This is a genomic window from Acinetobacter sp. NBRC 100985, from assembly GCF_000241225.1.
In the GTDB taxonomy this organism is placed as follows: domain Bacteria; phylum Pseudomonadota; class Gammaproteobacteria; order Pseudomonadales; family Moraxellaceae; genus Acinetobacter; species Acinetobacter venetianus.
The window spans coordinates 59,692-71,876 of record NZ_BAEB01000005.1 but is presented as its reverse complement, the minus strand read 5'-3'; the positions used below and the strand labels follow the sequence as shown (position 1 = coordinate 71,876).

The window sequence follows — 12,185 nt, the reverse complement described above, 5'->3', positions numbered from 1 at the left end:
AATAAAAAACGAGTACTTTAAGCTCGTTTTTTTATGATCTAAAGAAAACAAAAGGCTTTTTTATGTACCTTTTGTTTTGTTATTTACTCTTCAGGATAAGCTACTTTTTTAAGAGCTTTAATGTCTGTTTTTGGCGAACATAGTGAAATGAACTCATAGCCGTAACCACGAAGTAAATGTCCTTTACGAACTGCGATCCACGTTGTGTTTGTACCAAAAATACCTGTTTTGATCTGTTGCAAACGATAATCTCGCTCAGCATCATAAGCAACATCATTGACAATACCAACACCCATATTTAGCTCAACATAGGTTTTAATAACATCGGCATCTAAAGCAGACATGACGATGTCAGCGTGCAGATGTGCATCTTCAAATGCTTTGTCGATTTTTGAACGACCTGTGAAGCCACCATGATAAGTAATGAGTGGGTATTCAGCTAAAATGTCGAGACTAATTTTATCTAGTTTTGCTAAAGGATGATCTTTCGGGGTGATGATACTGTGGTGCCATTCATAATAAGGTACGCTCGCCAAATTTTCCTCAGTAGTTAATGACTCCGTCGCAATACCAATATCTGCTTCACCCTGTAACAACATTTCAGCAATTTCAACGGGGCTAGCTTGTTGTAGAACCAAATGCACTTTGGGAAATAGTTTTTTAAATTGGTTCACAATAGGAGGCAAAACATAACGTGCTTGGGTATGTGTCGTTGCAATTGTAAGTGTGCCTTCATCGACTTTATTAAAATCATCGGCAAGACGTTTGATGTTATCAGCATCAACCAACATACGTTCAACGATACTCAAGAGAGATTGACCTGGCTCAGTTAGTCCAAGTAAACGTTTGCCCTTACGCACAAAAAGTTGCACGCCTAATTCATCTTCTAAATCTTTAATGTGTTTACTGACACCTGATTGGGAGGTATAAAGTGCCGCTGAAGCTTCAGTTAAATTAAAGTTTTGACGAACAGTTTCTCGAATAATTCTGAGTTGTTGAAAGTTCATAATCATTTTCCGCATAAAAGGTGAGGAACGGCTAAAGTTCAGCAAGAACATTTTAACCATCCTCAAGGTATTATTCTAAGCAACTTGCGTCGTTTGGTCTGCAAATAAATGAAGTTGAGTTGCACTTATCCAAACAGTTTGATTCGGTTTGAATTGATGTAAATTTGCTTCTTCTACACTTAATAAAATTTCAATCGTACGTCCACTACGATCTTGTAATTCAGCAATAACTTTCCCAGCTATCCATACTTCACGTAGGAAAGTAGCCTCAATGGTGTTGTTCTGAGGTTGGGTATGAATATGTAATTCATTTGGCCTTGCAAATGCAATTACTTTTCCTTGTGGTGCTTCAACAGTATTTGGAAGTTGAATGCGATTTTCATCGATATGGATAATACCGTTGGAGTGTTCACCTTCAAAGCGATTTGCTTGACCTAAGAAATCAAAAACAAATGGCGTTGCTGGTTTTTCATAAACTTCTCGTGGTGAGCCAATTTGTTCGACATCACCTTTATTCATGACAATGATTTGATCTGCAACTTCTAAAGCTTCTTCTTGATCGTGCGTTACAAAGATCGAGGTGATATGTAGCTCATCATGTAAAGTACGTAACCAACGGCGTAATTCTTTACGAACTTTTGCATCCAGTGCGCCAAATGGCTCATCTAGTAATAAAACACGCGGTTCAACAGCGAGTGCACGTGCTAAAGCGATGCGTTGGCGTTGACCACCTGAAAGTTGGGCTGGATAACGGTCTGCTAAAAAGCCAAGTTGAACGAGATCAAGTAAGCGAGTCACACGTTTTTTAATTTCAGCTTCTGATGGGCGTGTTGCACGTGGGCGAACGCGTAAACCAAAGGCAATATTGTCAAAAACAGTCATGTGGCGGAATAAAGCATAATGCTGGAATACAAAACCTACTTGTCGTTCACGGACGTGAATGTCTGTGGCATCTTCGCCTTCAAGTAAAACCTGTCCACCGTCGGCAGATTCTAAACCTGCAATGATGCGTAATAATGTTGTTTTACCGCAACCTGAAGGACCAAGTAAGGCTACCAATTCACCTTCAGGAAAGTCTAAAGAGATATTTTTCAGCGCATGGAATGCACCAAAGTGTTTTTCAATATTTTTTACTTGAATACTCATGTGCTTATTCCTTAGTGGCTAGGTTGATTTTGATTGGATTGATGTTCATTTGCTTGGTCTTGGCGAGCTTCAAGCCAAGTTTTTAAAATTAATGTAATGATTGCTAGAAATGCCAATAGTGAAGACACAGCAAATGCAGCACTAAAAGTGTATTCGTTATAAAGAATTTCTACATGTAACGGTAAGGTATTGGTTTGACCACGGATATGTCCTGAAACAACTGAGACCGCACCAAATTCACCCATTGCACGGGCATTACACAGAATCACACCGTAGATCAAACCCCATTTGATATTAGGTAAGGTTACTTTCCAAAAGGTTTGCCAACCTGAAGCACCCAGTACTATCGCTGCCTCTTCCTCCTGTGTGCCTTGAGCTTCCATCAAAGGGATTAATTCACGGGCTACAAATGGAACGGTAATGAAAATAGTGGCTAATACAATCGCTGGGATGGCATACAAAATTTTGATGTCATGATCCATTAACCAGCCACCCATCCAACCTTGTGTGCCAAAGATCAGAACTAACATTAATCCAGCAATCACAGGTGATACCGAGAAAGGCATATCAATGATGGTGGTTAAGATGGCTTTACCACGGAACTGAAATTTTGCAACGGCCCATGCTGCTGCAACACCAAACACGACATTAATAGGGACGGCAATTGCAGCCGTAATTAGGGTAAGTTTTACAGCTGATAAAGTATCTGAATCGGTTAACGCATTGATATAAACCGCTAAACCTTGTTTAAATGCTTCAACAAAAACCAAAATCAGCGGCAAGATCAAACAACTGAGGAAAAAGATTAAGGCAACGCTGATTAGGCTAAAACGAACCCATGTCGGTTCGCGAGTTGCATCTCGACTTTGAAGTTTGAGAACTAAAGCATTGCTGTTGGTATTTAGACTCATTGTGCAACTCTCCCAGTGCGACGGCTCGCCCATGCTTGTACTAAGTTAATTAAAAATAGAATGGCAAATGACAGAATGAGCATGACTACGGCAATGGTCGTTGCACCTGCGTAATCATACTCCTCTAAGCGAGAGATGATCATCAGGGGGGCAATTTCAGTTTTATAGGGTTGATTGCCTGCAATAAAAATCACGGAACCGTATTCACCGACACCGCGGGCAAAAGCTAAAGCGAACCCAGTGAGCAATGCAGGGAATAGTATTGGTAAAATGATTTTGGTAATGGTCTGCCAACGATTTGCACCTAGGGCAGAAGCGGCTTCTTCCAGTTCAGTTTCAATATCACTGAGTACTGGTTGAACAGTACGAACCACAAAGGGTAGACCAATAAAAATTAGAGCAAGGGTAATACCAATTGGTGTATAAGCCACTTCAATCCCAAGCGGGGAAAGATATTGTCCAATCCAGCCTGTTGGTGCATATAAAGAGGTGAGTGCAATACCTGCAACAGCAGTTGGTAGAGCAAAAGGTAAATCAACTAATGCATCAACAATCCGTTTACCTGGAAAGCTATATCGTACTAAACACCAAGCCAGTAACAGGCCAAAAATAACGTTAACTAGTGCAGCGATTAATGCAGCACTAAAGCTAAGCTGTAAGGATTTCAAAATTCGTTCTGAGGTTAAGATTTCCCATAAACCATCCCATCCAATTCCTAAAGATTTGATAAAGACAGCAGATAATGGAATAAGAACAATCAAAGACACGTAAGCGAGGGTGAAGCCTAATGAGAGACCAAACCCAGGCAGCACTCGGGAACGCTGCAACATGATATTTCCTCAAAGAGAAATGTTTGCTAAAACAAGCAAATAAATAATGCAAATACTAAAAATACGGAGGTGGTATTAGGCAAATTTCAAATTAAAATTTGCCTGACTCATTCGGACGATAGGTTGTATCTTTTTTTCAGGCAGCAAGTAATTCAGGATCTCGGGGAATGGGCCAAAGCCAGAAGCGACATTAATATGACCAACAGCACCTAGATTGATGGGTGTTAGTTTCCACGCCTGAGCCAGTTGTAGCGCATCGACATAGCCTAACCACGGATCATTTTCGCTAATCAATAATGTGGTAGGTACGTCAATTTTAAGTTGATGAAAATACTGTTTGTAGTCAATCAAACTATGACGAGCGAAACCTGATTCACCAAAACGTGCAGGATTTGCAGGCGCAACCAAAACTAAATTTTTCACTTTTGTTCTGAGTTCTGGGTGTTCAGCGAGTGCAGCAACACTAGTTAAACAGCCAAAACTATGTGCCACGATTTGGACAGGTGCTGGAGCTGCAATAATAGTTTTAATAAATTGAGTAACCCATTCACTTAACACAGGGCGATCCCAATGAGTTTGTTCAACGCGAGAACTAGACACGAGCTTATGTTGTAACCAAGACTGCCAATGTTGTGCTTCACTACCGCCAACACCGGGAACAATTACAGTATGAATCATGTCTATTCTCCTTAGAATCCCTGAAAAGCTCTCTTGTGAACTACACGCTAAACGACGAATTGCGTTTGCAGCCATGCAAGAGAGAGATTTTATTTACCTGTGCTGTTGAGTTTTACGATCTGGTCAAACACACCACCATTATCAAAGTGAGTTTTTTGTACTTTATTCCAGCCGCCAAACTCTTGATCAATTGTTACCAATTTAAGTGGCTTAAAAGTTGTACTGTATTTTTTTAAAATTGCGGCATTACGCGGGCGGTAGAAATTACGAGCAGCGATTTCTTGCCCAGCTGGAGAGTAAAGATAATTTAAGTAGCCACGAGCGATTTGAGAATTGCCTTTCTTTGCTGCATTTTTTTCTACAATGGCAACTGGTGGTTCTGCAAGGATGGAAAGAGATGGCGTAATGATCTCGAATTTACCCGGTTGCTCTCGTACTGCGAGATAAGCTTCATTTTCCCAAGCCAATAAGACGTCGCCAATACCACGTTCAGCGAATGTAGTAGTTGCACCGCGAGCGCCAGAATCAAGCACTTTGGTTTGTTTATAAATTTGGCGAACAAATTCTTGCGCTTTTGCATCGTTGCCACCTTTCTGGTGTTTCGCCCATGCCCAAGCTGCCAAATAGTTCCAACGAGCACCGCCTGAGGTTTTTGGGTTTGGTGTAATAATTTCTACACCGGGTTTAATGAGATCACTCCAATCCTTGATTTGTTTAGGATTGTCTTTGCGAACGAGGAACACAATTGTTGAGGTATAAGGTGTCGAATTATTTGGTAATTTCTTTTGCCAATCGCTTGGTAATAATTTTGACTTTTCTGCGATTTCATTAATATCAGCGGCAAGTGCTAAGGTCACAACATCTGCATTTAGACCATCTATGACAGCTCGTGCCTGCTTTCCTGAACCACCATGTGACTGCTTGAAATCAATCTCTTGCCCAGTACGTTGTTTCCAAAAAGTACCAAATTGTTTATTAAAATCCGTATATAGCTCACGCGTAGGATCATAAGAAACGTTCAAGAATTCTTGAGCAGCGAATGAGGAAACTGATAATACTGTGGCAATAATACCAACTTTGATTTGAGATAAACGCATGAAAACCCCTAAAAATTCAATGTGTGTTTGGAATATGGATGCAGCATAACGCCAGTTTTTTTGCAAAAAAAATAATTAAAATCGAATTTGATATGAAAAATAGAGAAATATATAAATGAGATAAGCTATGCTGAATTATTGATAAAAAAGAAATTTTTATTTATAAATTTTAAGTTGTTATATTTTTTTAAAATCAATAGGTTGTTCTGCTATTTAGTGCGACTATATGCAAAATTTTGAAAGGTGTTTGGATCATGCAATGCTATAAAAATGGACAACTGATTGAGTCTATTCCTTTGCTTGATCGCGCTTTTCATTATGGTGATGGTTGTTTTACAACGGCTCGACTTTTTCAAAACAATTTTGAGTTAAAAGAGCTGCATTTTGCACGCTTAGCTTTGGCCTGCAAAAGTTTAAGTTTAGATGCAGATTTATCTTTGATTGAATCCTCACTTGAACAACTGCAAAAACAGAATTCTCAACTGAATGGCACGTTAAAGGTAGTTATTAGCCGTGGTGAAGGTGATCGTGGTTATAGTCTGCCTTTACATGCAGCGGATATTTATGTGTGGTATTACCCAAGAGTCATGCAAGCTTTTCGACCAGAATGGATTGAAAGTGGTTTACTGACACATGCTTTAGGTTTAAATATGCCTCATCTTGTTGGACTGAAAACATTAAATCGCTTAGAACAAGTGTTATTAAAGCAAGAGGCTGATCAACAAGGCTGGTTAGAGGCTTTGGTGAGTGATGTTCAGGGAAATATTGTTGAAGGGGTGAGCAGTAATTGTTTCATTCGTATAAATGATCAATGGATTACACCAGAACTTCGTTATAATGGCGTCCACGGTGTTATGCGAGCAAAAATACTTTCTCTGATGCAACAATATCAGGTGAAATGTGAACAGCGTTGTGTCGAAATGCATGAGCTTGGGCAGATTCAGAGTTTATTTTTCTGTAATGCTTTACATCCTATGAAAGCCGTAATTCGATTTGATCATCGAGTTTTAGCTCAGCAGCCGTATCTTGATTTATTTCACACTTTAAAACTTTACCAGATTGATTAATATGCCAAAGTCACCAAACACGAGCAAAAGTAAGAAAAAGCCAAAAGCTAAACCGAAATCTACTTTCAAAGCCTTTTGGATTGCTATTTTCCTTTTAGGTTTGGTTATATTTGGTATTTTATGGGCAAATCTTTTTAAAAATTACCCTGTTGATGGCAAAAAGCAACTTTTAGTGATCTCATCTGGGGATACTTATTCTAGATTTATTGATCGCCTAGCCAAAGAAGGTAAAGTCAGCTTGCCTATTATGTTAAAGCTTTATCAAAAGTTTTTAATCCATGACAGTATGAAAGCTGGTGTGTATGAAGTCACACAGGGAATGAGTATTCGCCAAGTTTTATCGATGTTGTCTGATGCAGAAAATGCACAGATGAATCGTATTTTGGTGATAGAAGGGACAACATTTAAACAGCTTGTTCAAAATCTTAAAAAAGATTCAAATGTAACCAAAACAATTTTGGATTTACCCCAAGATCAATTGTTAAAAGCACTCGATATTCCGTATTCACATCCAGAAGGTCTATTTGCTCCAGATACTTATTTCTTCGCTAAAGGTGAAACAGATAAAAAAATCTTAACCGATTTATATCATCGCCAAATGAAATCATTAGATGAAGCTTGGGCAAATAAGGCTTCTAATCTGCCTTATAAAGATAAATATGAAGCATTGATCATGGCTTCTATTATTGAGAAAGAAACCAGTTTGGATAGTGAGCTTCAGCAAGTTTCAGGTGTGTTTGTACGTCGCTTAAAAATAGGTATGCGCTTGCAAACTGATCCAACAGTGATTTATGGCATGGGCGATAATTATAAAGGAAATATCACACGTAATGACTTGCGCACGCCTACATCTTATAACACCTATACTATTAACGGTTTACCGCCAACACCAATAGCATTGCCAAGTAAAAAAGCAATTGAAGCTGCTATGCATCCTGATGATGCCAAAAATATCTATTTTGTCGCCACTGGCAATGGTGGTCATAAATTTACAGCGTCTTTAGAAGACCATAATCGTGCAGTTCAAGAATATTTAACTGTGCTACGTTCAAAGAAAAAGCAAGGTGAATGATGTTTATTAGTTTTGAAGGTACGGAAGGTGTAGGAAAAACAACACTGATTCGTAAAATTCATCAGTACTTTGAACAGCAAGGTAAAGAAGTGGTGTTGACTCGTGAACCAGGTGGCACACCACTCGCTGAGCAGATTCGCTCACTTTTATTAGCAGTGAATCATGAAGAGCAAATGAGTCATGATACTGAACTGTTATTGATTTATGCGGCACGAGCACAGCATTTAGAACAAGTGATTTTACCTGCATTAGTGGCGGGTAAGATTGTGTTAAGTGATCGTTTTACCGATGCCAGTTTTGCGTATCAATGTTCTGGACGCGGTTTAAGTCAGGAAAAGTTGCAACTGTTAAATCAAACTTTTGTGGCGAAAATGCCGAATATTACTTTTTGGTTGGATGCACCGATTGAGTTGGGCATGACTCGTGCGCGTGAGCGTGGGGCATTGGACCGTTTTGAGCAAGAGAAGTTCAGTTTCTTTGCTAAGGTGCGTGCGGGTTATGAAACTTTATGGCAGACAGCGCCTGAACGAATCAAGCGTTTGGATGCAACACAGAATGCGGATGTTGTGTTTGAAGATGCTTTGCAATATTTGAAATAGGCCAGTTCTAATGAGTAAAGATCATGATAGCTATCATTTAGATAAGGCAATTGATGCGATATCTAGTCGTACTGAACTCGCGATATTTATTAAGAAATTACGTCAGAATCTTATATATGATCCCAATGGTTGGGAGAATATCAATCTGGCTGATTTTCTTGATGCTTTAGCTTCATGGACTGAAGATATGGACGGATATTATAAAAATACAGATCAGGTTGACCGTTTAGCTCAACCTGATTGGAAAACCTTTGCAGAAATGCTTATGGCTGCTCGAATTTATGAATAATTTTGGAGGCTAAAGATATAGAAGGAAGAATCTTTAGCCTTAATTTCATCACTCATTCACCAACGGCTGTTCTACCTTAAAGTTTGGTGGAGTCAACACTGTCTTACGAATCTCATTTGAGAGTTCTGGATAATCCAGCGTGTAATGCAAACCACGTGATTCCTTACGTTCCATAGCACAACGTACAATCATTTCCGAAACCAAAACCAAATTACGTAATTCAATCAAGTTTTTGCTGACACGATAATCTTGATAATACTCAGTGATTTCGCGTTTCAACATTTCAATACGGTGTAAGGCGCGTTGCAAACGCTTAGTGGTACGAACAATACCGACATAGTTCCACATAGTTGAACGCAACTCATCCCAATTTTGCAGAATTACTACATCTTCATCCGCATCTGTAACTTGAGACTCGTCCCAAGACGGTACAGTAGGGAATTTAAAGTCCGAATCAAATTTTTGTTGGATATCGTTAGCTGCACTCATGCCATACACGAAACATTCAAGCAGTGAGTTACTTGCCATACGATTAGCGCCGTGTAAACCAGTATACGAGGTCTCTCCAATCGCATATAACCCATCTAAATCAGTTTGACTATTCTCGTCAACGACGACACCGCCACAGGTGTAATGTGCAGCTGGAACGACAGGGATCATATCTTTGGTGATATCGATACCAAGTTCAATAAGTCGTGCATATAAAGTAGGGAAGTGCTCGGTAATAAATTCTGGTGATTTATGCGTGATATCTAGCCAAACATGGCGAATACCTAGGCGCTTGATTTCATGGTCGATGGTACGTGCCACAATATCACGCGGTGCAAGTTCAGCACGTTCATCAAAACGTAGCATGAAACGCTCGCCGTCTGGTAAGCGCAAATAAGCACCTTCGCCACGCATTGCTTCGGTAATTAAGAAAGAACGCGCTTTGGGATGATATAAACAAGTTGGATGGAATTGATTGAATTCCATATTAGCAACACGGCAACCTGCTCGATAAGCCATTGCAATACCATCGCCTGTTGCAATGTCAGGATTAGACGTATAAAGATATGCTTTCATTGCACCGCCACAAGCCAGTGCTGTAAATGGCGCTAAGAAGGTATGGACTTGTTCATTTTTCTCATCTAAAGCATATAAGCCAATCGCTCTATTCTTTTCACCTAAATGACCAAGTTTGTGTTTTGTGATAAGATCAATCGCAATATAGTTTTCAAAAATTGTAATATTTTTTCTTTCTTTTGCACGCTCAACTAAAGTTGTTGAAATTGCTTTGCCGGTTGCATCGGCTGAGTGAATAATCCGACGCTGCGAGTGACCACCTTCACGCGTTAAGTGGAGTTGCTCATCATCATCTAATGTAAATTGAACACCCTGTTCTAATAAAAAATCAACTGAGGGTTTACCACCTTCGACTGTATGCTTTACTGCATCTAGTTCACATAAATGTGCACCTGCAATCATCGTGTCATTAATATGTTGTTGAATTGAGTCAGTCTCATCTAATACCGCAGCAACACCACCTTGAGCATAATAGGTACTCGCTTCTGTGAGCGCAGCCTTTGCTAAAATCGCGATGTTGTAATGACTTGGTAAAGAGAGTGCTAGGCTTAAACCTGCACCGCCACTGCCCAGAATAATCATGTCAAAATGATGAATTGTTTCTAAATCAGGCATGTCGATCTGCTTCAATTTCAAACGTTCGCTAATGACAACGCTTTTTGAACAAAAAGGCAAGAGCTAATCTGCTTAGAATTGAGCGATTTTTTGGCGAATGAGTCAATAATTTGCTTGTTTTGTTATATTGCTACATACCAATAATCATGCGATTACGTTTAGGAACATTTTTTTAATGTGAGTTTAAGTTGGTCATTATAAAACCTGTTTTGAACAGTGGTTATATTAATTTTCCTCCACAATTTATTCACATTTTAGGTTTTTATTTCTTTGTATACATTGAAAATATAAACATTTTTTAACGAAACGTATGAAATGGTTATGATACAACATAACCTTAAATTTTTATTCGATCATCAGTATGTAGGTTCTTGCTTCATGAAAAGTCGATATTTACAACAAGGAATGTTTGCAGCGGTATTTACAGTAGCAGCAGCTCAAGTCGATGCCGCAGCTCCAGTAGATTTTTCAAATCTCGTTGAGCAGGTTAGTCCAGCTGTAGTGAGTGTGAATGTTGTGAAGAAAATGACTCAGGAAGAGTTATTGCAACAACAGGTTCCTGAAATCTTACGTCGTTTCTTTGGTAATCAAGTGATTATCCCTCAACAGCAGGGACCACAAGAAAAAACAGCTTATGGAAGTGCATTTTTCATTAGTAAAGATGGTTACTTAGTTACAAATCATCATGTTATTGAAAATGCATCACGAATCAGTATCACATTGAATGACCGCCGTGAGCTTGATGCGACATTGGTTGGTAGTGATGAACGTACTGATGTTGCTGTACTAAAAGTAATTGGTACGAATTTTCCTGAATTAAAAGTTGGTAATGTCGACCAGTTAAAAGTTGGTGAGCCTGTTCTAGCAATTGGTTCTCCATTTGGTTTCGATTACTCAGCATCAGCAGGGATTGTGAGTGCTAAATCCCGTAATATGAGTGGTGAAACATCAGTGCCATTTATTCAAACAGATGCTGCTTTAAACCCTGGTAACTCTGGTGGACCACTTTTCAACCAAAAGGGTGAAGTGGTTGGTGTGAACTCTCGTATTTTTAGTGGTACGGGCGGATATATGGGCTTGTCGTTCTCGATTCCAATTGATGTTGCAATGGATGTTGTTCAGCAGCTTAAAACCAATGGCAAAGTGACACGTTCTTATCTAGGCGTGATGTTGCAGGATATTGATCGAAATTTAGCGGAAGCCTATAAATTACCAAAACCAGAAGGTTCTCTAGTTAATCAAGTTTCGCCGAAATCACCTGCTGAAAAAGCTGGGCTTAAATCAGGTGATGTGATTTTAAAAATCAATGGTACTTCGATTTCTCGTACAGGTGATTTACTCAATGTGTTGAACCGTACTGCACCAGATCAAACAATTCAGTTAGAGATTTTACGTGATGATAAAACACGTACAATTTCAGCGACATTGGGTACGGCACCTGATGATACACCAGCAGCTGAAGACAAAAATAATCCAACCAGTGGGTTGGGTATGAGTATCCGTACACTGACAGAAGCAGAAATTGCTCGTTTAAATGTTCGTGGTGGAATTTTGGTTCAAGATGTTAAACGTGGTGGATTAGCATCTCTATCTAATATCGTTGCTGGCGATGTTATTGTTCAAGTAAATGGAACGGCAATTACGAACAGTCAAATGTTTGCAAAAACGGTTGCCGCTTTACCTAAAAATAGCGTTGCGCGAGTAACGATTATTCGCCAAGGCCAACGTGCAATTTTAGGATTGCGTTTACCGAAGTAATCAAATAAATGAGAAAACCACTCTATTGGATAGAGTGGTTTTTTATTTTGT

General features: G+C 39.3%; 12 protein-coding genes. 5 read left to right on the top strand and 7 right to left on the bottom strand.

Annotated elements, in window-relative coordinates; all coding sequences use genetic code 11:
- Window positions 1-83 precede the first annotated feature (83 nt).
- The 6 genes from ACT4_RS01850 to ACT4_RS01825 form a co-directional block, all read right to left on the bottom strand.
- On the bottom strand, window positions 84-1,007 hold the full coding sequence (locus ACT4_RS01850; RefSeq protein WP_004878513.1) for a CysB family HTH-type transcriptional regulator: 924 nt from the start codon (window positions 1,005-1,007) through the stop codon (window positions 84-86).
- Window positions 1,008-1,082: 75 nt separating this feature from the next.
- Window positions 1,083-2,153: a sulfate/molybdate ABC transporter ATP-binding protein gene (locus ACT4_RS01845; protein WP_007479336.1), complete on the bottom strand. Its 1,071-nt coding sequence runs from the start codon at window positions 2,151-2,153 to the stop codon at window positions 1,083-1,085.
- A gap of 11 nt (window positions 2,154-2,164) precedes the next feature.
- Window positions 2,165-3,064 (bottom strand): sulfate ABC transporter permease subunit CysW, encoded by a 900-nt coding sequence (gene cysW, locus ACT4_RS01840; protein WP_007479334.1) that lies wholly within the window; start codon window positions 3,062-3,064, stop codon window positions 2,165-2,167.
- Window positions 3,061-3,894, bottom strand: a complete 834-nt coding sequence (gene cysT, locus ACT4_RS01835) for a sulfate ABC transporter permease subunit CysT (RefSeq protein WP_007479333.1) — start codon at window positions 3,892-3,894, stop codon at window positions 3,061-3,063. Before cysT ends, cysW begins: the two co-directional genes overlap by 4 nt.
- Window positions 3,895-3,969: 75 nt before the next feature.
- Complete coding sequence (locus ACT4_RS01830) at window positions 3,970-4,572, bottom strand: alpha/beta hydrolase (RefSeq protein WP_007479331.1); 603 nt, start codon at window positions 4,570-4,572, stop codon at window positions 3,970-3,972.
- Window positions 4,573-4,661: 89 nt separating this feature from the next.
- Entirely contained in the window at window positions 4,662-5,669 is a 1,008-nt protein-coding gene (locus ACT4_RS01825; RefSeq protein WP_007479329.1) for a sulfate ABC transporter substrate-binding protein, read from the bottom strand.
- A 254-nt stretch (window positions 5,670-5,923) separates the two neighbouring features.
- On the opposite strand from ACT4_RS01825, the gene pabC reads away from it, so the two are divergent.
- Genes pabC through ACT4_RS01805 form a run of 4 tightly spaced genes read left to right on the top strand, consistent with a single transcriptional unit; the run spans window position 5,924 to window position 8,696 of the window.
- The gene (gene pabC, locus ACT4_RS01820; protein ID WP_007479328.1) at window positions 5,924-6,736 is read left to right on the top strand and encodes an aminodeoxychorismate lyase; all 813 of its coding nucleotides are present in this window, start codon (window positions 5,924-5,926) and stop codon (window positions 6,734-6,736) included.
- 1 nt (window position 6,737) lies between these two features.
- Complete coding sequence (gene mltG, locus ACT4_RS01815; RefSeq protein WP_007479326.1) at window positions 6,738-7,808, top strand: endolytic transglycosylase MltG; 1,071 nt, start codon at window positions 6,738-6,740, stop codon at window positions 7,806-7,808.
- On the top strand, window positions 7,808-8,407 hold the full coding sequence (tmk, locus tag ACT4_RS01810; protein WP_034604461.1) for a dTMP kinase: 600 nt from the start codon (window positions 7,808-7,810) through the stop codon (window positions 8,405-8,407). Before mltG ends, tmk begins: the two co-directional genes overlap by 1 nt.
- 10 nt (window positions 8,408-8,417) lie before the next feature.
- Window positions 8,418-8,696 (top strand): hypothetical protein, encoded by a 279-nt coding sequence (locus ACT4_RS01805; protein ID WP_007479322.1) that lies wholly within the window; start codon window positions 8,418-8,420, stop codon window positions 8,694-8,696.
- A 48-nt stretch (window positions 8,697-8,744) separates the two neighbouring features.
- Here ACT4_RS01805 and nadB read toward each other — a convergent pair whose 3' ends face one another.
- On the bottom strand, window positions 8,745-10,382 hold the full coding sequence (gene nadB / locus ACT4_RS01800; protein ID WP_171054758.1) for an L-aspartate oxidase: 1,638 nt from the start codon (window positions 10,380-10,382) through the stop codon (window positions 8,745-8,747).
- A 372-nt stretch (window positions 10,383-10,754) separates the two neighbouring features.
- Here nadB and ACT4_RS01795 point away from each other — a divergent pair, with 372 nt between their 5' ends.
- Window positions 10,755-12,134, top strand: a complete 1,380-nt coding sequence (locus tag ACT4_RS01795; RefSeq protein ID WP_007479317.1) for a Do family serine endopeptidase — start codon at window positions 10,755-10,757, stop codon at window positions 12,132-12,134.
- Window positions 12,135-12,185: the final 51 nt, after the last annotated feature.